The sequence below is a fragment of the Pedococcus soli genome, from assembly GCF_054782575.1.
On record NZ_BAAGSF010000004.1, the window covers coordinates 857,309 to 883,500 of the forward strand.

24 protein-coding genes are annotated in these 26,192 nt (G+C 71.8%); 11 read left to right on the forward strand and 13 right to left on the reverse strand.

All coding sequences use genetic code 11. The annotated features are described in order from the left end of the window. The 4 genes from iolC to iolD are packed head-to-tail and all read left to right on the forward strand — an operon-like array spanning window position 1 to window position 4,785. A complete protein-coding gene (gene iolC, locus ACYVKF_RS10065; protein WP_460966336.1) occupies window positions 1–1,056 on the forward strand; it encodes a 5-dehydro-2-deoxygluconokinase in 1,056 nt (351 codons plus the stop codon). Beyond that, window positions 1,053–1,946, forward strand: coding sequence for a class I fructose-bisphosphate aldolase (locus ACYVKF_RS10070; protein WP_056916134.1), 894 nt, complete (start codon window positions 1,053–1,055; stop codon window positions 1,944–1,946). Before iolC ends, ACYVKF_RS10070 begins: the two co-directional genes overlap by 4 nt. After that, window positions 1,943–2,848: a 5-deoxy-glucuronate isomerase gene (gene iolB, locus ACYVKF_RS10075; RefSeq protein WP_460966337.1), complete on the forward strand. Its 906-nt coding sequence runs from the start codon at window positions 1,943–1,945 to the stop codon at window positions 2,846–2,848. Before ACYVKF_RS10070 ends, iolB begins: the two co-directional genes overlap by 4 nt. Beyond that, on the forward strand, window positions 2,845–4,785 hold the full coding sequence (gene iolD, locus ACYVKF_RS10080) for a 3D-(3,5/4)-trihydroxycyclohexane-1,2-dione acylhydrolase (decyclizing) (protein WP_460966338.1): 1,941 nt from the start codon (window positions 2,845–2,847) through the stop codon (window positions 4,783–4,785). The genes iolB and iolD overlap by 4 nt, the downstream gene beginning before the upstream one ends. 3 nt (window positions 4,786–4,788) lie before the next feature. Here the strand turns inward: iolD and ACYVKF_RS10085 are convergent, their stop codons facing one another. Further along, window positions 4,789–5,517 carry a sulfite exporter TauE/SafE family protein gene (locus tag ACYVKF_RS10085; protein ID WP_056919436.1) on the reverse strand — a complete coding sequence of 243 codons (729 nt, stop codon included), beginning with the start codon at window positions 5,515–5,517 and terminating at the stop codon, window positions 4,789–4,791. A 111-nt stretch (window positions 5,518–5,628) separates the two neighbouring features. On the opposite strand from ACYVKF_RS10085, the gene ACYVKF_RS10090 reads away from it, so the two are divergent. Further along, complete coding sequence (locus tag ACYVKF_RS10090; protein ID WP_460966339.1) at window positions 5,629–7,152, forward strand: gamma-glutamyltransferase; 1,524 nt, start codon at window positions 5,629–5,631, stop codon at window positions 7,150–7,152. A gap of 120 nt (window positions 7,153–7,272) precedes the next feature. Here ACYVKF_RS10090 and ACYVKF_RS10095 read toward each other — a convergent pair whose 3' ends face one another. The 4 genes from ACYVKF_RS10095 to ACYVKF_RS10110 are packed head-to-tail and all read right to left on the reverse strand — an operon-like array spanning window position 7,273 to window position 11,678. Further along, a complete protein-coding gene (locus ACYVKF_RS10095; RefSeq protein WP_460966340.1) occupies window positions 7,273–8,643 on the reverse strand; it encodes an MATE family efflux transporter in 1,371 nt (456 codons plus the stop codon). Between the two features lie 5 nt (window positions 8,644–8,648). After that, the gene (locus ACYVKF_RS10100; protein WP_460966341.1) at window positions 8,649–9,071 is read right to left on the reverse strand and encodes an SgcJ/EcaC family oxidoreductase; all 423 of its coding nucleotides are present in this window, start codon (window positions 9,069–9,071) and stop codon (window positions 8,649–8,651) included. Next, complete coding sequence (gene speB, locus ACYVKF_RS10105) at window positions 9,068–10,090, reverse strand: agmatinase (RefSeq protein ID WP_056916140.1); 1,023 nt, start codon at window positions 10,088–10,090, stop codon at window positions 9,068–9,070. The genes ACYVKF_RS10100 and speB overlap by 4 nt, the downstream gene beginning before the upstream one ends. Further along, on the reverse strand, window positions 10,083–11,678 hold the full coding sequence (locus ACYVKF_RS10110; protein ID WP_082580758.1) for a purine-cytosine permease family protein: 1,596 nt from the start codon (window positions 11,676–11,678) through the stop codon (window positions 10,083–10,085). Before ACYVKF_RS10110 ends, speB begins: the two co-directional genes overlap by 8 nt. 98 nt (window positions 11,679–11,776) lie before the next feature. On the opposite strand from ACYVKF_RS10110, the gene ACYVKF_RS10115 reads away from it, so the two are divergent. Next, the gene (locus ACYVKF_RS10115; protein WP_056919434.1) at window positions 11,777–12,445 is read left to right on the forward strand and encodes a cyclase family protein; all 669 of its coding nucleotides are present in this window, start codon (window positions 11,777–11,779) and stop codon (window positions 12,443–12,445) included. Next, window positions 12,442–13,032, forward strand: coding sequence for a helix-turn-helix domain-containing protein (locus ACYVKF_RS10120; RefSeq protein WP_056919433.1), 591 nt, complete (start codon window positions 12,442–12,444; stop codon window positions 13,030–13,032). Before ACYVKF_RS10115 ends, ACYVKF_RS10120 begins: the two co-directional genes overlap by 4 nt. On the opposite strand, the gene ACYVKF_RS10125 is transcribed toward ACYVKF_RS10120, so the two are convergent. The 3 genes from ACYVKF_RS10125 to ACYVKF_RS10135 all read right to left on the reverse strand — a co-directional run bounded on the left by ACYVKF_RS10125 (window position 13,029) and on the right by ACYVKF_RS10135 (window position 17,705). After that, window positions 13,029–13,670: a TetR/AcrR family transcriptional regulator gene (locus ACYVKF_RS10125; RefSeq protein ID WP_056916143.1), complete on the reverse strand. Its 642-nt coding sequence runs from the start codon at window positions 13,668–13,670 to the stop codon at window positions 13,029–13,031. The two genes, ACYVKF_RS10120 and ACYVKF_RS10125, sit on opposite strands and share 4 nt — an antisense overlap. Before the next feature lie 139 nt (window positions 13,671–13,809). Beyond that, complete coding sequence (locus ACYVKF_RS10130; protein WP_460966922.1) at window positions 13,810–16,386, reverse strand: beta-glucosidase family protein; 2,577 nt, start codon at window positions 16,384–16,386, stop codon at window positions 13,810–13,812. Between the two features lie 5 nt (window positions 16,387–16,391). Then, the gene (locus ACYVKF_RS10135) at window positions 16,392–17,705 is read right to left on the reverse strand and encodes an MFS transporter (RefSeq protein ID WP_460966342.1); all 1,314 of its coding nucleotides are present in this window, start codon (window positions 17,703–17,705) and stop codon (window positions 16,392–16,394) included. 215 nt (window positions 17,706–17,920) lie between these two features. Here ACYVKF_RS10135 and ACYVKF_RS10140 point away from each other — a divergent pair, with 215 nt between their 5' ends. Then, a complete protein-coding gene (locus tag ACYVKF_RS10140; RefSeq protein ID WP_056916145.1) occupies window positions 17,921–18,721 on the forward strand; it encodes a PIG-L family deacetylase in 801 nt (266 codons plus the stop codon). Continuing rightward, window positions 18,714–19,943 (forward strand): MFS transporter, encoded by a 1,230-nt coding sequence (locus tag ACYVKF_RS10145; protein WP_460966343.1) that lies wholly within the window; start codon window positions 18,714–18,716, stop codon window positions 19,941–19,943. Before ACYVKF_RS10140 ends, ACYVKF_RS10145 begins: the two co-directional genes overlap by 8 nt. Here the strand turns inward: ACYVKF_RS10145 and ACYVKF_RS10150 are convergent. The 3 genes from ACYVKF_RS10150 to ACYVKF_RS10160 all read right to left on the reverse strand — a co-directional run bounded on the left by ACYVKF_RS10150 (window position 19,912) and on the right by ACYVKF_RS10160 (window position 22,584). After that, the gene (locus ACYVKF_RS10150) at window positions 19,912–20,604 is read right to left on the reverse strand and encodes a DNA alkylation repair protein (RefSeq protein WP_460966344.1); all 693 of its coding nucleotides are present in this window, start codon (window positions 20,602–20,604) and stop codon (window positions 19,912–19,914) included. The genes ACYVKF_RS10145 and ACYVKF_RS10150 overlap by 32 nt on opposite strands. After that, on the reverse strand, window positions 20,601–22,118 hold the full coding sequence (locus ACYVKF_RS10155) for a DHA2 family efflux MFS transporter permease subunit (RefSeq protein WP_460966345.1): 1,518 nt from the start codon (window positions 22,116–22,118) through the stop codon (window positions 20,601–20,603). The genes ACYVKF_RS10150 and ACYVKF_RS10155 overlap by 4 nt, the downstream gene beginning before the upstream one ends. 193 nt (window positions 22,119–22,311) lie before the next feature. Next, window positions 22,312–22,584 (reverse strand): DUF2277 domain-containing protein, encoded by a 273-nt coding sequence (locus ACYVKF_RS10160; RefSeq protein WP_056916148.1) that lies wholly within the window; start codon window positions 22,582–22,584, stop codon window positions 22,312–22,314. 431 nt (window positions 22,585–23,015) lie between these two features. Between ACYVKF_RS10160 and dnaB the strand changes: the two genes are divergently transcribed. Both dnaB and ACYVKF_RS10170 read left to right on the forward strand, forming a co-directional pair. Further along, window positions 23,016–24,380 carry a replicative DNA helicase gene (gene dnaB, locus ACYVKF_RS10165; RefSeq protein WP_460966924.1) on the forward strand — a complete coding sequence of 455 codons (1,365 nt, stop codon included), beginning with the start codon at window positions 23,016–23,018 and terminating at the stop codon, window positions 24,378–24,380. A gap of 93 nt (window positions 24,381–24,473) precedes the next feature. Next, a complete protein-coding gene (locus ACYVKF_RS10170) occupies window positions 24,474–25,082 on the forward strand; it encodes a YceI family protein (protein WP_460966346.1) in 609 nt (202 codons plus the stop codon). A gap of 151 nt (window positions 25,083–25,233) precedes the next feature. Here ACYVKF_RS10170 and ACYVKF_RS10175 read toward each other — a convergent pair whose 3' ends face one another. Both ACYVKF_RS10175 and ACYVKF_RS10180 read right to left on the reverse strand, forming a co-directional pair. Beyond that, window positions 25,234–25,674: a hypothetical protein gene (locus tag ACYVKF_RS10175; RefSeq protein WP_056916150.1), complete on the reverse strand. Its 441-nt coding sequence runs from the start codon at window positions 25,672–25,674 to the stop codon at window positions 25,234–25,236. Next, window positions 25,671–26,102 carry a hypothetical protein gene (locus ACYVKF_RS10180; protein ID WP_460966347.1) on the reverse strand — a complete coding sequence of 144 codons (432 nt, stop codon included), beginning with the start codon at window positions 26,100–26,102 and terminating at the stop codon, window positions 25,671–25,673. Before ACYVKF_RS10180 ends, ACYVKF_RS10175 begins: the two co-directional genes overlap by 4 nt. Window positions 26,103–26,192 lie beyond the last annotated feature (90 nt).

A 26,192-nucleotide genomic window follows, 5' to 3' on the forward strand; every position in this document is an offset into this window, starting at 1 on the left:
ATGGCGGTGGACGGTCCGGTGACCGGTGGCGGCGGGGCCGACGCCGGTGACCACACGCCATACGACGTCGTGGCGGTGGGCCGCACGGGGGTGGACATCTATCCGCTGCAGCACGGCGTGGGGCTCGAGGACGTCGAGACGTTCCAGAAGTTCCTCGGTGGGAGTGCCACCAACGTCTCGGTGGCCGCGGCGCGGCACGGGCTGCGCACCGCCCTGCTGACCCGCACCGGCAGCGACCCGTTCGGGAGCTACATCCACAGGGCGCTGCGGGAGTTCGGCGTGGACGACAGGTTCGTCTCGGCCGTGAGCGGACCGCCGACCCCGGTGACGTTCTGCGAGGTGCACCCGCCGGACGACTTCCCGCTCTACTTCTACCGTTACCCGACGGCGCCCGACCTGATGATCCAGGCCGACGAGCTGCCCCTGCAGGCGATCCGGGACGCCCGCGTGTTCTGGGCGACGGTGACGGGGTTGTCGCAGGAGCCGAGCCGCGAGGCGCACTTCGCCGCCTGGGCCGCCCGAGGTCGACGCCGGCACACGGTCCTGGACCTCGACTACCGGCCGATGTTTTGGCCGCGGCCCGAGGAGGCAAGCGCCGAGGTGGCGCGCGCCCTCGACCACGTCACCGTGGCCGTCGGCAACCGCGAGGAGTGCGAGGTCGCCGTCGGGGAGACCGACCCGCAGCGCGCGGCGGACGCCCTGCTCGAGCGCGGTGTCGAGCTCGCCGTGGTGAAGCAGGGACCCAAGGGCGTCCTCGCGGCGACACGGGAGGAACGCGTCGAGGTGCCACCGTTCCCCGTCGAGGTGGTCAACGGCCTCGGTGCCGGGGACGCCTTCGGAGGCGCCCTGTGCCTCGGGCTGCTGGAGGGCTGGGACCTGCGACGGGTCCTGGAGTTCGCGAACGTCGCCGGTGCCGTGGTCGCCTCCAAGCTGGAGTGCTCCACGGCCATGCCCACGACGGCCGAGGTCGAGGCGCTCCTCGCGGGTGCGCGCTCCACACCCGAACGTGCGAACTCCGGGCCCGGCACCCGTGCCGACGCGGGGAGCCGGTCGTGACCAGGTCCCGGATCAACGTCGCCGACCTCACCGAGGTGAGGGCTCGCGAGCCGCACCGCATCGGTGAGGAGTGGGAGAACCGTCGCCTGCGCCAGGTCGTCCGCCGGGACGGCCGGATGCTGCTCGTCGCCGCCGACCACCCTGCGCGCGCCGCCCTCGGGGTACGTGACCAGCCCCGGGCCATGGCCAGCCGCACGGACCTGCTCGAACGACTCGTCACCGCGTTGTCGCGACCCGGTGTCGACGGCGTGCTCGGTACGCCCGACATCCTCGACGACCTGCTCCTCCTCGGCGCCCTGGAGGGCAAGGTCGTTGTCGGCTCGATGAATCGCGGTGGCCTGCAAGGCTCCTCCTTCGAGCTGGACGACCGCTTCACCGCCTACCGCGCCAGCGACCTGGCCGCGCTCGGGCTCGACGGCGGCAAGATGCTCACGCGGATCGCGTTCGACGACCCGGGCACGGTGGCGACGCTGGAGTCCAGTGCCCGCGCGGTGACCGAGCTGGCCGAGCTGGGGCTGATGGCCATGGTGGAGCCGTTCCTGTCACAGCGCCGGGACGGTCGCGTCGTCAACCTCCTCGACCCCGACTCGGTGATCACGTCCATCCACGTCGCCTCGGCCCTGGGCGCGTCGAGCGCGCACACCTGGCTCAAGCTCCCGGTCGTCGACGACCTGCCGCGCGTCATGGACGCAACCACCCTGCCGACGCTGCTGCTGGGCGGCGACCCCGTCGGGGACCCCCACGACACGTACGCCGCGTGGGGCAGGGCCCTCGACCTGCCCCCGGTGCGCGGGCTCGTCGTCGGGCGCGCCCTGCTCTACCCCCCGGACGGCGACGTGGCCGCTGCCGTGGACATCGCCGCGGAGCTCGTCCACGGGGTGGGCCAGTGAACGACAACGCCCGCTGGGTGCACCCGCTCGGCACCATCGCGGACCGCGGCTGGGAGGTCGCCGTCGACGAGGCGGTCGACGGCTGGCAGCACACCGGTCTGTATGCCGGGCGGCTGGCTGCAGGGGAACGTCGCGAGTTCGCGCCCGACGAGTGGGAGCACGTGGTGGTCCCCCTGTCGGGAACGGTCACCGTCTCGTCGGAGCAGGACGAGGCGGTCCTCTCCGGCAGGGCCTCGGTCTTCGCCGGCCCCACCGACGTCGCCTACGTCGCCCGCGGCCGGGGCCTGACGGTCCTCGCCCACGACGGTCCCGCCCGGGTGGCGGTCTGTGCTGCGCGCGCGTCGGGAGAGCCGACCTCGTCGTTCCGGCACGTCCCGGCAACCGACGTTCCGGTCGAGCTCCGGGGAGCAGGCACGGCGAGCCGCGAGGTGCGCAACTTCGGGATCCCCGGCGTCCTCGACGCCGACTCGATCATCGCCTGCGAGGTCATCACCCCGGCAGGCAACTGGAGCTCGTACCCGCCGCACAAGCACGACGAGGAGCGCGAGGGCGTCGAGACCGAGCTCGAGGAGATCTACTACTTCGAGGTGCAGGTGGCCGTCGGCTCCCCAGCTACCGAGGGCGCCGATCCTGTTGGCTACCAACGGGTCTACGGCACCGACGAGCGCCCGATCGACGTGCTCGCCGAGGTCCGGACCGGTGACGTCGTCCTCGTGCCCCACGGCTGGCACGGCCCGGCGATGGCGGCTCCCGGCTACGACCTCTACTACCTGAACGTCATGGCCGGACCCGGCGACGAGCGCGCCTGGCTGATCTGTGACGACCCGGCCCACGGCTGGGTGCGCCAGACCTGGGAAGGTCTGGACGTCGACCCGCGACTGCCCCTGGGAGGGACCCGATGAGCGCCACCATCCGGCTGACCGTGGCCCAGGCCGTGGTGCGGTTCCTCGGCCAGCAGTGGAGCGAGCGTGACGGTGAGCGGCAGAAGCTGTTCGCCGGCTGCTTCGGGATCTTCGGGCACGGCAACGTCGCAGGGATCGGGCAGGCACTCCTGCAGGGCGAGCTCGGGGACGACTCCGCCGAGCACGACCAGCACCTGCCCTACGTCCTGGCCCGCAACGAGCAGGCGATGGTGCACACGGCCGTCGGCTACGCCCGCCATAAAGACCGGCTCCAGACGTGGGCCTGCACCGCCTCCGTCGGACCTGGCTCGACCAACATGCTCACGGGCGCGGCGCTGGCGACGATCAACCGGATCCCGGTGCTGCTGCTGCCGTCGGGCACCTTCGCGACACGGGTGTCGGCGCCGGTGCTGCAGGAGCTCGAGCAGCCGTATGCCGCGGACGTCACCGTCAACGACGCGTTCCGGCCCCTCTCGGCCTTCTTCGACCGGGTCAACCGTCCCGAACAGCTGCCGTCCGCCCTGCTCGCGGCCATGCGGGTGCTGACCGACCCCGCGGCGACCGGGGCGGTCACGATCGCCCTGCCGCAGGACGTCCAGGCCGAGGCGTTCGACTGGCCCGAGGAGCTCTTCGCCGAACGCGTCTGGCGGGTCGCCCGCCCCCTCCCCGAAGCGGTGGACGTCGCCGACGCGGTCGCGCTGATCCGTTCTGCGGCAAGGCCGTTCGTCGTCGCCGGCGGCGGGGTGCACTACTCGGGGGCGGAGGACGCGCTGCGCGCCTTCTGCGACGCCACCGGCATCCCCGTGGGGGAGACCCAGGCCGGGAAGGGTTCCCTCGTGCACGGGCACCCGCAGCTCATGGGTGCCATCGGGTCCACCGGGACGACGGCGGCCAACGCCCTTGCGGCAGAGGCCGACGTCGTCATCGGGATCGGCACCCGCTGGAGCGACTTCACCACGGCTTCGCGAACGGCGTTCCAGGACGAGGGAGTCCGGTTCGTCAACATCAACGTGGCACGGTTCGACGCCGGCAAGCAGTCCGGACTACCGGTGGTCGCCGACGCGCGTGAGGCCCTGACCGCCCTGACCGCAGCCCTGGACGGGTATGCCGTTGACGCCTCCTACCGCGAACGCCAGGCCACGCTCTGGCAGGCGTGGGACGATCAGGTGTCCGCCGCATACGCCCCTCCGGCCGAGGTGACCGACGGCTTGGCGCCGGGGCTGCTCACGCAGTCCGAGGTGCTCGGTGTGGTCAACGAGCAGACCGACCCGCGCGACGTGGTGCTGTGCGCGGCCGGGTCCATGCCCGGTGACCTGCACAAGCTGTGGCGGGTGCGCGACCGCAAGGGCTACCACGTCGAGTACGGCTACTCCTGCATGGGCTACGAGGTACCTGCCTCCATCGGTATCCGACTGGCCGACCCGACCCGCGACGTCTTCGCCATGGTCGGCGACGGTGGCTACCTGATGATGCCGACCGAGCTGGTGACCGCGGTCCAGGAGCGCGTCAAGGTGGTCGTCGTGCTCGTGCAGAACCACGGCTTCCACTCCATCGGCTCGCTGTCGGAGTCGCTCGGGTCCCAGCGGTACGGCACGAGCTACCGCTACCGGGACGAGGGCTCGGGACGGCTCGACGGTGCCCCGCTGCCCGTGGACCTCGCCGCGAACGCCCGCAGCCTGGGCGCCCACGTCATCGAGGTGCACTCGCGTGCCGAGCTCGAGCAGGCGGTCAAGGAGGCCAAGGCTGCCCCCGCGCACGGTGGCCCGGTCGTGATCCACGTCGAGACCGACCCCACCGTGCACTCACCCAGCAGCGAGAGCTGGTGGGACGTCCCGGTCAGCGCTGAGTCCGAGCTGGCCTCGACGCAGGAGGCCCACGCGGCATACGTGGAGCACAAGAAGCGGCAACGCCCCTTGGTCGGCCCGCAGGGGGAGTGAGGTTCAGCGCACGACGAGGGCGATCGCCGACACCACGGTCGCGGCCAGCACGGCCTGCTCGAACCTCGCCTGGCTCAGTCGTCGGGCGGTGTGCAGCCCCGCCCAGGTCCCGAGCAGGACGAACGGGATGAGCAGCGCCGTCCGCTGCAGCGTGCCGATGCTGAAGAGACCGAGCCCGGCGCTGAACGGGATCTTGCAGAGGTTGACCCCGAAGAAGAACAGCGCCCCCGTCCCGAGGAACCGGCTCTTCTCCACGCCGCGCGCCACGAGGTAGAGCGTCATCACCGAGCCGGCCGCGTTGGCCGTCATCGTCGTGAAGCCGGCCGCCAGGCCGGTGCCGAGCGCCGCGGGTCGCGAACGGGCGATGACGGAGGTGTCGGGCGAACGCCACTGGAGCAGGAGCTGCAGCGCCGCCATCGCGAGCAGCAGGACGCCGATGGACCGTCGCAGCACCGTGTCGTCGACCACCGCGAGGAAGGCCGCCCCGAGGGCCAGGCCCGGCAGCACGCTCGGGACCAGCCGGCGCAGCAGCGCCCAGTCCGCGTGCTGGCGGTACTTCCAGACGGCGACCACATCGCCGGTGATGAGCAGCAGCAGGATGGCGGCCGTCGACTCGCGGGCCGGCATGACGTTCGCGAAGATCGCGATGGCGATGCTCCCCAGGCCGCCGATCGAGGTCTTGGAGTAGCCGACCACGAGGGCCGCGACGACGAGCAGCAGCGCCTCGATCACCCTCGGACCCTAACGGGCGGCGCACGGGTACCCGTCGACGCGTCCACGACGACCGGGCCGGGACGTGGTCAGATCGCGCGTGGGGTGCGGCGGCGGGGCAGAATCGGGCGCATGGACAGGCGTGTTGCGGTCGCAGGCACCGGACCGGTGTCGGCCGAGGCGGGGGTGGCCGCCGTCCGCGCCGGCGGCAACGCCGTCGACGCCGCGATCGCCGCGATCGTCGCCGCCATGTCGACCGAACCGGGGATCGTCTCGATGCTCGGTGGCGCGTTCGTGAGCATCTGGCCGGCCAGTGGCGAGCCCGAGGTCATCGACGGGAACGTCGAGATGCCCGGCCGCGGCCTGCCCACCGAGCGGTTCGGCACCGGCCTGCGCGAGATCTCCACCTCCTTCGGCGGGGGCCTCACCCTCTACGCCGGCCACGGTTCCGTGGCGACGCCGGGGGCCTTCGCCGCCCTCGGTATGGCGCACGAGCGCCACGGGCGGGCGCGCTGGGCGGACGTCCTCGCACCGAGCGTGGCCACCGCCCGCGACGGGTACGCCATCGGTGGCGCGGCGGCGAGCTACCTCGCGATCACCGGGGACAGCGTCTTCGGCTGGGACGAGCACACCGCACCCCTGGTCAAGCGGGCTGACGGGTCTCCGTTCGCGGCAGGCGAGATCGTCACCAACCCCGACCTCGCCGCCACGCTGGAGCTGATCGGCGAGCGCGGTCCGTCCGACCTCTACACCGGGGAGCTGGCCGCACGGATCGCCGACGACAGCGCGGCGCGCGGTGGCCTCGTCACGGCAGCCGACCTCGCGGCCTACCGGGCCGTGGTCCGTGCGCCGCTGCGGATGCGGCTGGGTGACTGGGACGTCGCCACGAACCCACCGCCCTCGGTCGGTGGCCCGATGCTCGCGGTGATGCTGCGCGAGCTGGGCGCCGACCGTTGGGACTGGGAGCAGGTCATCGACGTGCAGCGCCGGGTGCTCGCCTACCGACACTCGGTGCACGACCTGTCGACGGACCTCGAGGAGGACGGGTACGCGCTGCTCGACCTGGTCGAACGCCACGGGCTCGCCGGCCTGCCCACCTCCTCGTCGACCGCGAACGTCTCGGCCGTCGACAGCGACGGGACCGTCTGCGCGATCACGGCCTCGAGCGGATACGGTTCGGGCGCAACGGTTCCCGGCACGGGGATGATGCTCAACAACTGCCTCGGCGAACCCGAGCTCAACCGCCTGGGCCTGCACGCCCTCACCCCGGGCACGAGGCTCGCGTCCAACATGGCGCCTTCCGTGGCACGCTCGGGGGCCGGCGCGGCGCTGGCGATCGGCAGCCCGGGCGCCGACCGGATCACGACCGCGCTCATGCAGGTGCTCGGCCGGTACTGCCACCACGGCGACTCGCTCCAGGAGGCCATCGACGCCCCGCGCGCGCACGTCCGCATCCTCGACGACGGCAGCACCCGCGTCGACCACGAGGACGACGCCGCCATCAGTGCCGCCGTGCAGGCCATGGGGCTGCCCGCGTTCGCGCACGGTCCGCTCTCGATGTTCTTCGGTGGGGTGGGTGCGGCGGCCCGGGGTGCCGACGGCGACCTCGTCGCGGCCGGCGACCCCCGCCGCGAGGCCGCGACCCGCATCGGCTGACCGTTCGCTCCCGCCTCCTGCCCGTCCGCGCGGTTCGAGGTATTCGGCGGCCCTATCCGGGTAGCCGAATACCTCGACCGGCGCAGGGGTATGGCGCCGGGCGCGGATCTGCGTCGATCCTCAGCGCGCGGCGCCGGTCACCATCCAGGCGTCGCTGCGGATCCGGTACCTGAAGAACACCGCGCGGATGGCCATGAACCCCGTGAACGCGACCCACAGCGCGCCCAGGGCCAACGGCACACCGCGTTGGAGCAGTCGGTCGCCGCCGAGGTGGACCGCCAGGATCAGCGGCAGGTAGAGCACCAAGGTCGCCACCATCGCCCGGGCCAGCCACCGACCGTCGCCGGCGCCGATGAGGACCCCGTCGATGACGAACACGTACCCTGACAGCGGCTGGCCGATCGCGACGACGACCAGGGCTGCGGCGAGGGCCGAGCGGACCGCAGGGTCCGACGTGAAGGCAGCCGGCACGACGGTGTGCACGCACAGCAGGGCGACCCCGAGGGCCACTCCACCCCAGACGCCCCACCGGATCATGGTCGAGGTCGCGGCCCGCGCGCCTCGGACGTCACCCGCTCCGAGGGCCTTCCCCGTCAGCGCCTGTGCGGCGATCGCGAGGGCGTCGAGGGCGAACACGAGGAACGACCAGACGGTCGCAGCGACCTGGTGGGCGGCCAGGGGAACGTCGCCGAGACCGGCTGCCACCCACGTCGTCACGAGCAGGATGGAACGCAGCGCCAGGGTGCGCACCAGCAATGGCACCCCGGCCACGGCGGCCCGCAGCACCCGACCGGGATGGGCGTGCAGCCCGGCCCCGGCACGACGCGCGTGGCGCACCATCACGGTGACCAGGCCCAGCGCCATACCGGTCTGGGCGAGGACGGTGCCCCACGCGGACCCGGCGATGCCCCAGCCGAACCCGTAGACGAACAGCAGGTTGAGCGCGATGTTGGCGCTGAATCCCACCGCCGAGGCCACCAGTGGGGTCCTGGTGTCCTGCAGCCCGCGGAGGACACCGGTCGCAGCGAGGGCGACGAGCATCGCCGGGATGCCCAGGGCCGAGATGCGCAGGTACGTGGTGGCGAAACCCACGGCCGCGTCGGAGGCGCCGAAGAGCCGACACAGGGGTTCGGCCCCCAGCGCCACGGCGACCGACGTCAGCGCACCGAGGCCGATGGCGAGCCAGGTGCCGTCGATCCCCGCCTTCAGCGCGCCCCGTTCACTGCCCGCACCGAGCTGGCGCGCGACGATCGAGGTGGTGCCGTAGGCGAGGAACACGAACAGGTTCGCCGCGGTCAGCAGGGTCGCGCTGGCGACCCCGAGGCCGGCCAGCTGCGCCGTGCCCAGGTGCCCGATGATCGCCGAGTCGGCGAGCAGGAACATGGGTTCGGCGACGAGCGCGAGGAACGCCGGGACGGCCAGGCGCAGGATCTCGCGGCCCTGGGCGGGGTCGCCGACGCTCCCTCCTGAGGCCCCGCGATCCCTGCTCACCCGGCCTATTGGACCAAAGGCACGGGGGAGAGGTGCTCGTGGACCGCCATCCAGACCTCGTCGCGCCGCGTGAACACGATGGTCTCGCGCTCGGCCAGCTCCTCGCGGCCGCCGCCCACCTCGAGCACGGTGGCCACGTCGTGGGCGAAGACCGCGGCGTCGGCGCCAAGCACCTGCACGACCGGGTTCGTCGAGGCGCAGGACACGACCCTGAACCCGTCCTCGGTGACCCACTGCTCCCACAGGGCCTCGTACGCCGCGCGCGACCCGAGCCGCTGCGGCGTCGTGTGGAAGACGAATGTCGCGTCGGGCGCGAAGCACGCGAAGTATGCGGCGCTGTCGCCGCTGGCGAACGCCCGCACCAGGGCGTCGGCCGCCGCGAGGACCTCGCGCTCGACCTCCTGCGCGAGTCCGGGGGTGGTGCTCATCGGGCGGGCCCTTCGTCGGTGCTGGAGGTGGTGGGTGTCGTCCGGGGAGCCATGGCGCTGAGCAGCTCGTAGGCGACGTGCGACGCGGCGATGCCGGTGACCTCGGCGTGGTCGTAGGCGGGGGCGACCTCGACGACATCGGCACCGACGAGGTTGAGCCCGGAGAAGCTGCGCAGGATGGCCAGCAGCTCGCGCCCGGTGAGGCCACCGGTCTCCGGGGTGCCGGTGCCCGGGGCGAACCCGGGGTCGAGGACGTCGATGTCGATGGAGGCGTAGACGGGCCGGTCCCCGACCCGGTCGCGGATGCGCTCGATGACGCCCCGGGCGCCGAGGTCGTCCATCTCGACGCTGGGCACGATGGCGAAGCCGAGGGTGGCGTCGTCGTCGAGGTCCTGGGCGGAGTACAGCGGCCCTCGTGAGCCCACGTGCAGGCAGGCCTCCTTGTCGAGCAGGCCCTCCTCGGACGCTCGGCGGAACGGTGTCCCGTGGGTGTAGCGGGCGCCGAAGTAGGTGTCCCAGGTGTCGAGGTGGGCGTCGAAGTGCACCACGGCGATCGGGCCGTGGGCTGCCGCGTGCGCACGCAGCAGCGGCAGCGTGATCGTGTGGTCGCCCCCGAGGGTGAGCACACGTCCGGCCCGCTCCAGGACCGACCTGGCGCCGGCCTCGATCGTGTCGACGGCCTCCTCGATCGAGAACGGGTTGACCCCGAGGTCGCCGGCGTCGACCACCTGCTGGGCCGCGAACGGGGAGACGTCCTGGGCCGGGTTGTAGGGCCGCAGCAGCCGCGAGGACTCACGGATGTGCGCCGGGCCGAAGCGCGCCCCCGGCCGGTAGGACACCCCCGCGTCGAACGGGACACCGAGCACCGCGACGTCGACGTCGGACACCTCGTCGATGCGGGGGAGCCGCGCGAAGGTCGCCGGACCGGCGAACCGCGGGACCACCGTGGCGTCGACCTGGCCGACCCGGCCGCCGTCGGTGATCCGGGGGAGCGCCTGCTGGTGGGACTGGTCAGCCATCGACGCGGGCCTCCAGCTCGGCCGCGACGGACTCGTCCATGGTGTGGCCGCGACGGGCCTTGCGGTGCTGAGAGGCGGACTCGTCGGCGACCACCGGCGGCTCGGCACCCTCGGCAGCGGGGACCCAGCGCGGACCCTGCGGGCCGAAGACGTAGCGGGGTTCCGGCACGACATACAGGAGGACGACGTAGATCACGGCGGCCACACCGATCGCGACCGGGAGGCTGATGTCGATCCCACCCCCGACGGCGTTGCGGAACGGGCCCTCAATGAGCGGCGGGTAGTTGGCGAACATCAGGCCGGCGACCGCGCCCGGGATCCACGCGACCATGCCACGCCAGTTCACCCCGCCGTGGAACCAGTAGGCGCCACCACGCATGCCGAGGTTGAACACCTGGACGTCGGCGGGCCGGTAGTGGCCACGGCGCACGACGAACCCGATCGTCATGATGACCATCCACGGCGTCGTGCAGATGACGATCGCGCCGATGAAGGCGTTGACGCTGGCGATGAGGTCGAAGGCCAGGCGCCCCACGAGGATGAAGACGAACGCGATCACGCCGATGAACAGCGACGCCTGCACCCGGCTCAGCCGCGGGAAGACCGACGAGAAGTCCAGGCCCGTGCCGTACAGCGAGGTGACGCCGGTCGAGAGCCCACCGAGGAACGCGACCACCATGAGGAGCACGGCGTACCAGATCGGGGAGATCTTGATCAGCGCCACGATGTAGTCGGTCTCGCCGGCCACGAGGGTCGCGGTCGCGACACCGAAGATGAAGGGGATGAGGGTCATCAGCTGCGCGCCGAACGTGGCTCCCAGCAACGACTTGCGTGACGTCGCCGCCGGTATGTAGCGCGACCAGTCCCCGAGGAACGCCCCGAACGACACGGGGTTGCCCATGACGATCAGCGCGGACAGGACGAAGGTCGGCCAGAACGAGCCGAGGGCGTAGGCGCTCGGGCCGGGGTCGAACGACGGGTCGAACACCGAGGCGTACGCAAAGACCGCCAGGAGGATCAGCACCGTGTTGCCGACGACCACGATCTTGTTGACCAGCAACATGAACTGGAACCCGTAGACGACGACCACGATGACGATCGCGCCGAGGATCGCGTAGACCGTGCCGCGCAGGAGGTCCGAGTCGGGGACGCCGAAGAGCCGTCCCAGGGCGCCGACGAGCGCGTCGCCGCTGACCCACACCGAGATCGAGTAGAACGCGATGGCGGTGAGCAGCGACAGGAACGAGCCGACGATCCGGCCGCGCACGCCGAAGTGGGCGCCGGAGGAGACGGCGTTGTTCGTGCCGGTCAGCGGCCCGAACAGGCCCATCGGCATGAGGAACAGGGCGCCGACCACGACGCCGGCGAGGGTGGCTCCGACCGCCTGCCAGAAGGACAGGCCGAGGGCGATCGGGAAGGTGCCGAGCAGGACGGTGGCGAAGGTGTTGGCGCCGCCGAACTGGATCCGGAACAGGTCGAGCGGGCGCGAGGTGCGGTCGGCGTCGGGGATCGTGTCGATCCCGTGCTGCTCGACGTCGGTGACCTTCGGACGCGGTGTGGGTGCGGTGGGGGCGTTCGTGGTGCTCATGCGGCGATCCCTTCCAGGACTCCGGGGTGCTCCCGAGGGGTGGGGCATCGGCGGGAACGCTAGCGCTGGGGTTTACTGCAATGCAATAGTTGTTCACCATGAGAGTTCTCCGGATCGTCGACCTGTCGGTGCCCGTCGGTCCCGGGACGGTGATCTACCCCGGTGACCCGGAGCCGGCCCTGACCGTGCACAGCACGATCGAGCGCGACGGCTTCAACCTGCTCGATGTCCACCTCGGGTCGCAGACCGGCACCCACGTCGACGCGCCGTACCACTTCGAGGAGAAGGGCCTGCGCATCGACGAGCTCGACCTCACCCTCTTCGCCGGTCCCGGGGTCGTCGTCGACGCCACCGGTGTCGGTCCGCGCGGGGTCGTGACGTGGGACCACGTCGCGCCGGTGGCCGACCTCATCCGACCGGGCTCGATCGTGCTCCTGCACACGGGCTGGGACGAGCACTACGGCACGCCGCAGTACTTCGAGAACCCCTACCTCGACGCCGACGCCTGCCGCCGGCTGCTCGACCTCGGGGTGCGCACCATCGGGCTCGACGCCCTCAACCTCGACGAGACCCCGGACGACGAGCACCCGGGCGTGGGGTTCCCCTGCCACCACCTCATCGCCGACCTCGGCGGTGTGATCATCGAGAACCTCCGCGGCCTCGGCGACATCGACTTCGACGACCCGTTCGTCTCCGTGCTGCCGATCCGGCTCGAGGCAGCCGACGGGGCACCGGTCAGGGCGGTTGCTGTAGAACTGGCGCCATGACGACTCGGACGCCGGTGTCCCGCGCTCCCCGCGAGCGACCGGACACCCAGGTCCGCATCGGCGCGCGGCTGCGCGCGGCCCGTCAGGCGCGCAGCCTCACCATCGCCCAGGTCGCCGAGTCGGCCGGGCTGACCAAGGGGTTCGTCAGCCGGTTGGAACGCGACGACGTCTCGCCGTCGGTCGCGTCCCTCGTCACCGTGTGCGACGTCCTGGGCCTGCGCGTCGGCGAGCTGTTCGACCCGCCGGAGTCCGCGGTGATCCGGGCGGGGCAGGGGCGCCCGATCAACTTCGGTGGCACCGGTGCCCACGAGGAGCTCATCACACCCGGCACCCAGCAGGCGCTCGAGATCATCCACGCCCGGATCGACCCCGGCGGCAACGGTGGCGCCGACCTCTACACGCTCGACTGCGAGGTCGAGTGCGCGTACGTCGTCGCCGGCCACCTCACCGTCGTCCTCGAGACCGGCGAGGAGGACCTCGGCCCGGGCGACACGATGACCTTCCCGGGCAGGGCGCCGCACACCTGGCGCAACGCCTCGGCCGAGGATGCCTGCGAGGTCCTCTGGGTCCTCGCCCCTGCGCCCTAGCGGGCCCAGCGGTGCCGGACGGTCTCGACCCAGCCCGCGAAGTCGGCGGCCATGTCCACCTCGTCCGGGCGCATCAACCACTGCAGCTGCAGGCCGTCCATCAGGGCCACCGCCTGACGGGCGAGCTGCTCCGCAGGGATGTCCTCGTCGGCCGCGCCGTCGTGCGCCGCCTCGCGCAGGGCGTGGGCGAGCGCCTCGACCGCGGCGCCGTGGTGCGCGCCGAGCCAGCCGTGACCGGGGTGCGCGGGGTCCACCGCTTCGCCGGCCAGGCTGGTGAACAACCGCACGAACCCCTCGCGCTCGCTGTTCAGCCCGACGAGGGTGACCATGTCGTCCCACACCTGCCAGCCGCGCGGCGGACGGTCGTGCGTCGCGGCGAGCGTCTCCAGGTCGCGCAGGTCGCGCTGCTCCAGGACCGCTGCGAGCAGCTCCTCCTTCGCGGGGAAGTGGTGCAGCAGCCCGGTCTGGCTCAACCCGGCTGCTTCGGCGATGCTCGTCATCGGCGTCGCGTGGAAGCCGCGCTCGGCGAACAGCTCTGCCGCTGCCGCCACGATGCGCTCGCGGGTCTGCCCGGTGCCGGTGCCCCGCGGACGGCCCCGGCCGCGGCGGGGGGCGGCCCGGTCCGACGTGGCTGACATGCCCCCGACTGTATGCCGTGTGCTCACCCGCTCCTCCTCCTTCCCCTGCTCCTGAGCACCGCCCACCACCCACCGCCGGGTCGATGTGTCCGCGCCGGGGAATCCCGGCGTGTCCACATCGACCCGGCGGCTGGCGCCGTCAGGCCAGGGGCAGCTCGGCCTGCACGTCGCCGAGACCGCGCGCGACGAGGAGGGTGCCGCCGCTGAGCGGCTCGCCCCAGGCGTTCGCCGACTCGTCCCAGCGGCGCCACAGCCGGGCGTCGGTGCCGACCGTGACGGTGGCCTCTGCCCCGGCGGCGACCTGCACCGGCGCGAACCCGACGAGGCGCACCGGCTGGTCGTCGGTGTCGGGACGCAGGTAGACCTGAACCACCTCGCGGGAGTCGTGGACCGAGCCGTTCGCCACCGTCACCTCGACGGAGGGAGCGGCCCCGGACCCGCCGTCGACCAGGCGGGCGGACGGGTAGGTCCACGCGCCATACCCGTCGCCGGCGCCGAGCCAGTGGGCCGGGGCAGGGGCGTGGCCGGCGGCGAACCCGCGGTAGCCGACGAAGGTGCCGTCGGTGTACTCCAGGGTCAGTCCGTCGGGGACGACCTCCCACGCCGGGGCCGCCTCGTCGGCGGCCGGCCAGGAGGTGACCAGGCGACCGGCGGGCTCGCGCACCCCGAGCAGGGCGTCGGCGACCGCGTGACCACCCTCCTGCCCGGGCAGGCCGACGACCAGCACGGCGTCGACCTCGTCGAACCACGGCATGAGGACCGGCGTGGAGGCGTTCACGACGACGACGGTGCGCCGGGCGGCAGCGGCGACGGCGGAGACCATCGCGTCCTGCTCGCCGGGCAGGGCGAGGGTCGACTTGTCGGTCGCCTCGGTCTCCTGCTCCTCGGTGAGGCCGACGACCACGACGGCCAGGTCGGCATCGGCTGCCGCGGTGGTGGCGGACTCGAGCACCTCGGACGCGTCGGCCGGGACCGGCGAGACGACCAGGCCCTTCATGCCCATGCCGGAGGCGATGATGTGGGACAGGGTGCTGAGCTTGCCGTCCGGGCCGGGCTGCGGCTCGGACCGCACGACCGTCACCGTGGCCGTGACGAGCGCGCCCTCGCGCGAACCCTCGTCGTCCACGGTCGTGGTCGCGTCGGTGTCGACGGTCCACACCGGCGGCTTGAGCATCGACTCGCCGGGGTCGAACCCCTCGGCGACCAGGTCCACGGAGCCGACCCGCTCACCGTCGAGGTCGACCGTCCAGGTGCCGCTGCCGAGGACCCCGAGGCGCACCGGACCCGAACCCGTCAGCCGGGCTGTCAGCACGACCTTGTCGGTGGGGCGGGGCAGGACGTCGTCCCAGCCCGTGACGACGGACGAGACGCTGCTGTGCTCGCTCGACATGACGACCCCGTCGGCGTCGAGGTAGGCGACCCGCAGACCGGGCTGGCCGGTCTCGGGGTCGGTGATGGCGTTCGCCTCGGCGACCACGGCGCGGTCGCGCACCTCGACCCCGTCGACGACCGTCAGGCGGTCGCCGATCGCGGCCTCGAGGCCGTCGGCGATGGACACCTGGTACGGCGGGTTGACCGTCGCCGAACCGCCGCCCATGCAGATGGTGTCGACGCCGTGCCGGCCGATGAGGGCGACGGATCCCGTTGCTGCGAGCGGCAGGACGCCGTCCTCGTTGCGCAGCACGACCATGCCGTCGGTCGCCAGCCGGCGCAGCTGCTCACGCCGTGCGGGCGCGTCCGGGGCCAGCAACTCGGCCGGCCACACCCGCCGCTCGGCCGGCGACCCGAGGGCTCCGACGCGCTCGGCGAGGCGCAGCAGGCGCACGACGTGCGCGTCGATCACCGACTCGTCGACGGCGCCGGACTCGACGTCGGCGACCAGCGCCTCGCCCCAGGGGCCGTCGGGACCGGGCATGACGAGGTCGAGCCCGCCCAGCGCCGCAGGCGCCGAGGTCTTCGTGGCGAACCAGTCGGACATGAGCAGCCCGTCCCAGCCCCACTCGCCCTTGACGACGGCGTTGTTGACGTGGTCCTGCTCGGTGGCGGCGACTCCGTTGACGTCGTTGTAGGCCGCCATGATCGACCAGGCGTCGGCGTCCTGGACCGCGATCTCGAACGGCAGCAGGTAGACCTCGCGCAGGGCCGTCTCGCTGACGACGGAGTTCATGTAGTTGCGCAGCGTCTCGGACTCGTTGGCCACGAGGTGCTTGAGGCACGCGCCGATCCCACGCCCCTGCATCCCGCGCACGTAGGCGGCCGCGAGCCTGCCGGTGAGGAGCGGGTCCTCGGAGTAGGCCTCGAAGAGGCGTCCGCCGAGCGGGGTCCGGTGCAGGTTGATCGTCGGCCCGAGGACGACGTGGATCTGCTGGCGCTCCGCCTCCTCGGCGAGCATCTCGCCCACCTCGTGCGCCGTCTCCTCGCTCCACGCACTGGCGAGGACCGTGGCGCTCGGGAAGAGGGCGACGTGGTCGCCACCGGTGAACTTCAGCCCACGCACCCCGGTCGGCCCGTCGGAGAACGCCATCGGGGCCAGCCCGATCGACTCCTCACCGTGCAGGGTGAACGACGTGGCGCCGGTGAGCAGGCGCACCTTGGTGGCCAGGTCGAGCCGGCCCACGAGCTCGAGGTATGCCGCGTCGTCGCGGCCCGTCGTCCCGTCGCCTGACCGGCCCGAAGGCGTTGCGGCAGTAGGGGTGTGGTCGGTGGTGGCGGTCATGCTGGTCACTTCACTTTCCTGATCGGGAGGACCACGAGGGCCCCGATGAGCGCCGCGATCGCGGCCGCCCAGAGCATGAGGGTGTAGTTGGGCGAGGAGGCCCCTGCGGCCGTGGTGGCGGCGCCGATGCCGAGCAGGACCGAGCCGAGGAACGGTGCGGCCGACTGGGGGATGGCGTTGGCCATGTTGAAGACGCCGAGGTCCTTGCCGGAGTCGTCGGGGTTGGGCAGGACCTCGAGGACGAGCGCCATGTCGACGCTCATGTAGATGCCGTACGCGACGCCCATGATCGCCTCGACGAGGTAGAAGCCGCTGAGGGTGTGGACGTGAGCCAGGACGGCGACACCCACGGCGAACAGGGCGGTGGACGAGGCCACGAGGACCTTCCGCCGGCCGGTGCGGTCGGAGACGACGCCGGCGACCCAGCCGGACAGGACGAGCACCGCGGTGTAGATGAGGATGCCGGTGGCGATCGCGCCGGCAGCCTTCGCGTCCGTGAGGCCGACGCGGTCGACGAGGAAGTTCAGGCGGAACGTCGAGAACAGGAAGCTGGACAGGATGATGAGGAAGCGGCTCCACCACGCCAGGCCGTAGTCGCGGTGGGTGAACGGGTTGACCCAGAACGACTCGGCGAGGGTGCGCAGGTCGAGTCGAGCGGGTCGGGTCTGGAGCACCGGGTCCTTGAGCACCGCGGCATACGCGAGGATCCCCACCACGCCCACGGCGGCCGGCACGAGGAACAGCGCCTGCATGTCGGAGGTGAAGCGGGCGGCGATCTGGCTGGCGCCGAGGATGCCGACGTTCTGCATGATCCCCACCATGGCGGAGACCTTGGCGTACTGCCGCTCGGGGAGCTGGTCGGCCAAGGTCGCGATGAACGAGGCGAGGGTGGCGTTGGCCCCCAGCTGGGCGACGAACCACCCCGCGGCCAGGGCGGGCACGGAGTCCGCGGTGGCGATGAACCACAGGGCGAGGGTGAGGACGGCGACGCCGCCGACCATCCAGGGGCGACGACGGCCGTACCGCGAGGTGGTGCGGTCCGAGAGCCGACCGAAGAGGGCGTTGCCGACGAACGCGGCAACCGCTCCGACGCCGAGGATGACCCCGAGGGCACTGGTGCGCTCGGTCGGTGTGGTCAGGATCGTGTTGACCTTGAGGGCCATCGACACGATGACCGGTCCGAGCAGGGCGACGAACAGGCCGAACTGCGCGAAGCCGAGGGCTCCGACGAACAGCGCCGACTTGGGCTCGGTGGGCCGGTCGCCGCAGCGCAGGGCTGGCGGTTCGGGGGCGAGCGCGGTGTGGGTGGGGATGGTCATCGTTGACTCCGGGTTTCCCTGTGGGTCCGGCGCCGGTGCCTGACCCTCTGCTCACCCAGTGCAGCAAGGAGGAGCAGAAATATAAATAGTGGCTATTAACTATTTATTGTTTCGTGACCTTCGAGCGTCTGGTCCGCCGCCTTTCGACCCAGTCGTCCCGATCGGTCCGGCGTGACTGGCCCCGCGGTGACGGTGCCGGACGGCAGGATGGTCCCGTGCCGACGATCGTGTTCCTCCACGCCCACCCCGACGACGAGGCGTCCCAGACCTCGGGAGCCATGGCCCGCGCGAGCGCGGAGGGCAGTCGCGTCGTCGCGGTCTTCGCGACCGGGGGTGAGCACGGCGAGCTGCCGAAGGCGGGACTGCCCGACGGCGAGACGCTCACCGACTGGCGCCGCCGCGAGGCCGAGGCGTCGGCTGCGGTCCTCGGCGTACAGCGGGTCGCCTGGCTGGGCTACCGCGACTCCGGCATGACCGGCTGGGAGCAGAACACCCACGACGGTGCGTTCCACTCCGCCGACCTCGACGAGGCTGCCGGACGGCTGGCCGCCATCCTCGACGAGGAGGGCGCCGACATCCTCGTCGGCTACGACTGGCACGGCGGCTACGGCCACCCCGACCACGTCCGCGTCCACGCCGTCGTCCACCGCGCCGCCGAGCTCGCGGCCAGCAGGCCGCGCCTGCTCGAGTCCACGATGAACCGTGACCAGATGCGCTCCTTCCACCAGGCCGCCGTCGCCGCCGGTCAGGGCGACAAGAGCTTCGACCCGGACAGCGACATGGACGACGGCAACCCGCTCGGCACCCCCGAGGCCGAGATCCACTGGCGCGTCGACGTGACCGACTTCCTCGCCGAGCGGCGGGCCGCGCTCGAGGCGCACGCCAGCCAGGCGACCGACATCGAGGGCATGCTCGGCATGCCCGAGGAGTACTTCCTGGCCTTCTTCGGGTTCGAGCACTACATCGAGCCGGGGCGTGAGCCCGGTATGCAGCCGGGCTGGCCCTTCGGTGGCTGACCCGCGCCACCGCGTGGGTCCGGCCCAGCTGCTCGGCCGCCCGCACGTCTCGCGCCTGCTCTTCTCCGCCTTGGCCGGACGGCTGCCCACCGGCATGGTGCCGCTGGCCCTCGTCCTGTTCACCCGCGAGAGCGGCGCCGACTTCGCCCGGGCCGGGCTGCTCACCGCCGCCTACTCGCTCGGCGCCTGCGTCGGAGGTCCCGTGCTGTCGCGCGTGATGGACGTGCGAGGGCAGCGCGGCACCCTCGTGCTCGGCGGCGTCGTCTCGTCGGTGGCGCTGGCGGCGGTGCCGTTCGCTCCAGGCTCGCTCGGTCTCCTGGTCGCCCTCGTGGCCGGGCTGATGACCCCGCCGCTCGAACCGGCGCTGCGCACCCTGTGGCCCTCGGTGCTCCCCGCCCGTGAGGTGCCGGCGGCCTTCGCCGTCGATGCCGCCGCCCAGGAGCTCGTGTTCGTCCTGGGCCCCCTCGTCGTCCTGCTCGCCCAGGGGTTCGGTGCTGGCGGTGGTTTGCTCGCCGCGGCCGTGGTCGGTGTCGCCGGCACCGTGTGGTTCACCGCGTCCCGGGTCTCCCGCGAGTGGGTCCCGGTCCGCGGGGAGCGGCACTGGCTGGGGCCGCTGCGGTCGCCACGGCTGTGCGTCCTCTACGTCGCGGTGCTCCTCGTCGGTCTCACCATCGGTGTCCCCGCCGTCGCGCTCGTCGCCTACGCCGAGTCGGTCTCGGCGCCCGGCTGGGCGTCGTGGCTGGTCGCGGCGAACGCCCTCGGCGCCCTCGCCGGCGGCCTCGCCTACAGCGGCCGGGCCCCGCACCGGGATCCGTTGCGGGACCTCCCGCTCGGGCTGCTCACCCTCGTCGCGACGTATGCCGCCCTGGCCTGGACGCCCGGGCAGCCGCCGGTGATGGCGGTGCTCACCGTCCTCAGCGGACTGGGTCTGCCCCTCACCCTCACCTGCGTCTTCCAGGTCGTCGACCGGCTCGCCCCGGCCGGTACGACGACCGAGGCGTTCGCGTGGTTGATCAGTGCGTTCCTGGCAGGCAGCTCGGTCGGTGCGTTCGCCGCCGGAGCGCTCTCGGACGGCGGATCGGTCGGCGCCGCCTTCCTCGTCGCGGCCGCCGCGTCCCTGGCCGCCCTCGCGGTGGCGGTCCCGCTCCTGCGGGGGGTGGCCGCAGACCCGGGAGCCCGGGCCGCGTCGGTCAGAGGTGCTTCAGGGCCTCACGACGGCTGAGACCGGACAGGCGCTCGCCGTACTCGTCGACCACGGCCCGCACCCAGTTCGGGTCCGTGCGCGCGTGCTGGCGCAGTGCCCAGCCGATCGCCTTGCGGAGCCAGAAGCTGGTGTCGTCGAGGTTGGCCTCGATCACCGCACTCAGCAGGCCGAGGTCGGTCTTCTCCCGGAACGTCAGCTGGCTGATGACCGCGGTGCGGCGCAGCCACAGGTCGTCGTCCCGCGACCAGTCCAGGACCACCGGGGTGACCTCCTCGCGGTGGGACAGCAGGATCGGCCCGACCCGCTGGCTGGCGATCTCGTCGACGTGGTCCCACCAGGCGCCCGTGGTGACGAGGTGGCGGTAGAGCTCGAAGGTGTCCGGGTCCTGCCACCGGCGGTAGGCGCGGTGCCCGGTGAGGGCCGTCGCGGCATACCGCTCCTCGCGGTGGGTGGCGCCGTCCCAGAGCTCGCGGACCGCGGCCTCCCACTCCCTCCGGTCGGGGAGCTGGAGGGCCGGGTCGGCGAGCAGGGGACGCAGCAGGGCCTTGAGCTCCGGCGCGGTGATGCCGCGGTAGGGCATCGCCGACTTCATGTAGGCCTGCTGCGCGGCGGCGCGGTCGGGGTCACCCGCCCGGGCGAGCTCCGACCGCACCGCCGCGACGACGGGGGCGGTGGTCACCGCTCCACGGTAGGGGCGACCTCGGACAGTTCGGGGGAGTGGGCGTCGCCGCCCCCGTGGACCTCGGTGGCGGGGGTGCGGACGAAGAACGCGATGACGACCGCGACCACCGCGAGCACGGCCCCGACACCGAACCCCCACTGCGCGCCGGTGGCCAGGGCCGTCGTCCCGGAGGCGCCGTCGGCAGCCGCGGCGGCGGTGCGGCCGGCCATCACGCTGATGACCACCGCGGTGCCGGCAGCCGCGGCGACCTGCTGGAGCGAGCCCAGCACCGCGCTGCCGTGGGCGTACAGGTGGGGCGGGAGGACCGACAGCCCGGAGGTGAACACCGGCGTGAAGATCATCGCCAGGGCCGCGCTCAGCACCACGTGGTCCGCGAGCACGAGGACGGCGGGGGTGTCGACACCGACCTGCGTCAACGCCACGAGGCAGAGCGCCATGACGACGGTGCCGGGGACGACGAGACGCGTTGCGCCGTAACGGTCGTAGGCCCGACCGACCACCGGACCGAGCAGGCCCATCGTCAGCCCGCCGGGCATGAGGAGCAGGCCGGTGGTCAGCGTCGAGAGGCCCTTGACGTCCTGGAGGTAGAGCGGCAGCAGGATCATCGCGCCCATGAGGGCCATGAAGGACACGCACATCAGGCCGAGGGCGATGGCGAACGGGGCGAAGGTCAGGGTGCGCAGGTCGAGCAGCGGCCCGGGGCCCCGCTGCAGGCGCACCTGGCGTCGGGCGAACGCGGCCAGGGAGGCGACGCCGATCGCCGTGGTGAGCGCGGGCGGGATCGCCGCGGTGCTGTGCGACCCCTCGCCGAGGCCACTCAGGCCGTAGACCAGGGCGCCGAAGCCCACCGCGGACAGGGCCACGCTCAGGCCGTCGATGCGGGACGGCTGCGGCTCGGCGATGTTGACGAGCTCGCGCAGCCCGAGGACGGTGATGAGGCCGGCGACCGGCAGGACGACGGCGAAGATGAGCCGCCACGACCCGAGCTGCAGCAGGACGCCCGACACGGCCGGGCCGAGGGCCGGCGCGACCGACATGACGAGGGTGACGTTGCCCATGACCTTGCCGCGGTCCTGGGGGGCCACGAGGGTCAGCATCGTCGTCATGAGCAGCGGCATCATCACGGCGGTGCCGCTGGCCTGGATCACCCTGGCGCCCAACAGGATCGAGAACGTCGGTGCCACCGCGGCGAGCGCGGTCCCGGTGAGGAACAGGCCCATCGCCAGCGTGTAGGCGCTGCGCGTGGTGACCCGCTGGAGGAACCAGCCGGTGACCGGGATGACGACGGCCATGGTCAGCATGAACGCCGTGGACAACCACTGCGCGCTCGTCGCCGGGACCGCGAAGTCGCGCATCAGGCGGGGGATCGCGTTGACCATGATCGTCTCGTTGAGGATGACGATGAACGTCGCGAGCACGAGGATCCGCAGGACCGCGGTGGTGTTGACGGCTGGTCGGCCGCCGGGCTCGACGGTGGTGTCCGGGCCGCTCAGGGCGGTGGCTTCAGTCATGGGAGGTCCTTCGTGTTCCGTCGTGGTCGCTGGGTTCGTGGGGGTAGACCGGAGTGCTCCCCAGAACTCATCGCGCCACGATAGGACGGCGGTTGCTCGGCGCCCCAGTGGTTATTCCTGCCGGGTGTGCCGGGCAGACCCCCCGTGTCGCCACCGGGTCAGTCAGGGCGTGGACGGGCCCTCACTCAGGCGGTCAGGCCGCGCCATACCTCGCCTGGGCCCGGGCCCGCGCCTTGACGGCCTCGGTCTCGCGGTCCTTGGGCGGCGCCGTCGTGGTGAGGTGCTGGAGCAGGTGCGCGGTGGCGTGCGCGATCTCCTCCACGGCCTCGTCGAACGCGGCCTGGTTGGCCTGGCTGGGCTTGGTGCTGCCGCTCACCTTGCGGACGTACTGGAGGGCCGCGGCGCGGACCTCGTCGGACGTCGCCGGGGGCTCGAAGTTGTGCAGCTGGCGGATGTTTCGGCACATGGCGGCAGGCTACGTCCGGTATGCCGCGGAGCGCAGCCCCCGGACGGGGTCCGGGGGCGCGGAAGTCAAGCCCTGTGCACCTGCCGGACATCTGACGGACACGCCCGGAAGTTTCTGCGGTCCACACCCCGTGGACGACGTCCGTGCAGGTCAGGGGCGTGTGCGAAACGCTACGTCGCGGAAATCCACAGGGTTATCCCCCGACTGTGCACAAGCACCCCGGGAGTTGCGCACACGTTGTCCACACCCTCTCCACAGGGCCGGTTTGAGTGTGCGGTGAACGCCACCCTACGGTGAGGCGGTCGCGGTCCGGAAGGGTCCGTCGAGCGCGTCGGCAGGTGTTGTCGGCGGCCCGTGGTCTACTCGAACCACACCGGTGTTCTTCGTTCTCGTTCGTGGTTCAGGGAGTTGGCAGAGTGTCTCTTGCGGAGCTGAGCACCAGCGCGTTCAGCGCAGGCGGCGACGGGCCACCGCAGTCCGACGACCGGGTGCCCCCGCAGGACCTGCACGCCGAGCAGTCGGTCCTCGGCGGCATGCTCCTGTCCAAGGACGCGATCGCCGACTGCGTCGAGGGGCTCCGCGGCACAGACTTCTACCGTCCCGCCCACGAGCTGATCTACGACGCGATCCTCGACCTCTACGGCCGTGGTGAGCCGGCCGACGCCATCACCGTCTCCGACGAGCTGACCAAGCGCGGCGACCTGCAGCGGATCGGCGGGCAGGCCTACCTGCACACCCTGATCCAGGCCGTCCCCACCGCCGCCAACGCCGGCTACTACGCCGAGATCGTCAGCGAGCGGGCGGTGCTTCGCCGGCTGGTCGAGGCAGGCACGCGGATCGTGCAGCTCGGGTACCAGCAGGGCAACGGCGACGTCGAGGACATCGTCAACGCCGCGCAGGCCGAGGTCTACGCCGTGGCCGACAAGCGTGGCGGCGAGGACTACGTCGCCCTCGGTGACGTCCTCGAGGACACCCTCAACGAGATCGAGGTCGCCGCCGGGCGCGACGCCAGCGAGATGATCGGCGTGCCCACCGGGTTCATCGAGCTCGACGAGCTGACCCACGGCCTGCACCCGGGCCAGATGATCGTCCTGGCCGCCCGACCCGCCGTCGGAAAGTCGACGATGGGCCTGGACATCGCGCGCTCGGCCGCCATCAAGCACAAGCAGGCCACCGCCATCTTCTCCCTGGAGATGAGCCGCAGCGAGATCACCATGCGCTGCCTGTCGGCCGAGGCGCAGATCCAACTGCAGGACCTGCGTAAGGGCACCATCGGCGACACCGGTTGGAAGAAGCTGGCGCGCATCATGGGTCAGATCTCCGACTCACCGCTGTTCATCGACGACTCACCCAACATGTCGCTCATGGAGATCCGCGCGAAGTGCCGCCGGCTCAAGCAGCAGCACAACCTCAAGCTCGTCGTGATCGACTACCTCCAGCTGATGAGCTCGGGCAAGAAGGTCGAGTCGCGTCAGCAGGAGGTCTCCGAGTTCTCCCGTGCGCTCAAGCTGCTCGCGAAGGAGCTCGAGGTCCCGGTGATCGCGATCTCGCAGCTGAACCGTGGTTCGGAGCAGCGCGCCGACAAGCGGCCCGCGATGTCCGACCTGCGTGAGTCAGGTTCCATCGAGCAGGACGCCGACATGGTCATCCTGCTGCACCGCGAGCCCAAGCTCGAGGGCCGTGAGGGCGAGGTCGACGTGATCGTGGCCAAGCACCGAAACGGTCCGACCAAGGACATGGTGCTGGCGTTCCAGGGTCACTACGCCCGGTTCGCCAACATGGCCCAGAACTTCTAGCCCTCGGCGGGACCGGGGGCGGCGGGAATGAACCGCGGTGAGGTGTGGTTGAACATTCAACAACCTACATCACCACCCCCGAAGGAACCTCCCATGGCCCTGTTCTCCCGCAAGTCCTCCACCGCCGTCATCGACGCCCCCGCCGCCTCCACCCCCGACTCGCAGCTGCTCGACGACATCTCCGGCGCGTACGCCCTGGACCCCACCCACAGCCGGATCGGCTTCTCCGCCCGCCACGCCATGGTCACCAAGGTCCGCGGCCAGTTCGACCAGTTCGAGGGCACTGCGGTCATCGACACCGCCGTCCCGGCCAACTCCAAGGTCGACGTCACGATCAAGGCCGCCAGCGTCACCACCGGCCAGGAGCAGCGCGACGGTCACCTCAAGACGGCCGACTTCTTCGACGTCGAGAAGTACGAGAACCTCACGTTCACCAGCACCGACGTCGCCCGCGACGGCGCCGAGTGGTCCATCACCGGCGACCTCACCATCAACGACGTGACGCGCCCCGTCACCATCGTCTTCGAGGAGACCGGCTCGGCCAAGGACCCCTACGGCAACGTGCGCGTCGGCTTCGAGGGCTCGACCACGATCAACCGCTCCGACTGGGGCCTGGCCTTCAACGCCGCCCTCGAGACCGGTGGCGTCCTCGTCTCCGAGAAGGTCGCGCTGGAGTTCGACATCTCCGCGATCGCTGCCTGACCTCTCCACCCAGAACCCACCTCGAACCCACGACGGGCTCGGACGCACCGCTTCCTGTGGCGTGCGTCCGGGCCCGTCGCGGTATGGCGCCACGGGTCACCCCGCGTGCGGCGCCGCTCGTCCGCAGCTCCGGGGCCAACGGTGGGTGGCCTCAGCTCCCGTGGAAGCCGTGCTCCGTCGCATAGCTCTCGAGCTCGGGCAGCAACCGGGACGGGATCTGCGTCATGACCTTCCGGCCGCTGGTGGTGCGGAGGGTCACGATCTCGGGGGACGCCAGCCCGCCGGTGGTGCTGGCGAACGAGTCGATCTCTCCCCAGGAGACCTGGCGCCACCGCCATCCGGAGCGGATCCTGAGCCCCGACGCCTCGACGACGGTTCGTGAGTGCAGGAGCGAGGTGAACAGGAGCATCCAGGTCAGCACGGCCAGCATCTCGGCGAGCAGCCACCAGGGGTGGCCGCCCCGGTGAAAACCCCAGGCCGCTCCGGCCGCGAGAACGATGGCCGAGACGCAGAGGAGGGTCAGGGCGATCTGCAGCACGCGTCGAGGCAGCTGGTGCGTCCCGACGGCGTCGCGGCGTTCGGCCAAGCTCATGCTGACGACTCGTTCCGCTCGGCGGCATACGCCTCGAGAACGCCCTGAAGCTCTACGGGAACGTCCGTGGCGAGGGACCGGTCCCTGGCCCAGTGGATGGGCACCACGCGCGGCTGCAGGGGCAAGGACTTCCCCGTGGACATGCGCTCGAGCTGCTCCCAGGAGACTCCGACCCAGCGGTAGGCGCGCCAGGCTCGCACACCGTCCGTGTCCACCACGGTCCGGTTGCGACGAGCGACGAAGAAGAACCCGATCCAGAACACGCCGGACAGCGACCACGCGATCACGGAGAACCGGTTGTCGGTCCTGATCCCCGTGGCGATCGAGATGCCGGCGGTGAACACTCCGAGGGCCGCCGAGACCACCAGCCAGTTCGGCTTGAGGCGGTACTCGCCCAGCGCAGACCCGTGGTCGACCGACCCCGTCACCCTCGTCCCCTGCGAGCACCCAACGTCCGCCCCCTGTCACCCGCGCTGTTCCAGCAAACCGGATCGACCGCATTCGCGCATCCGCTGGAT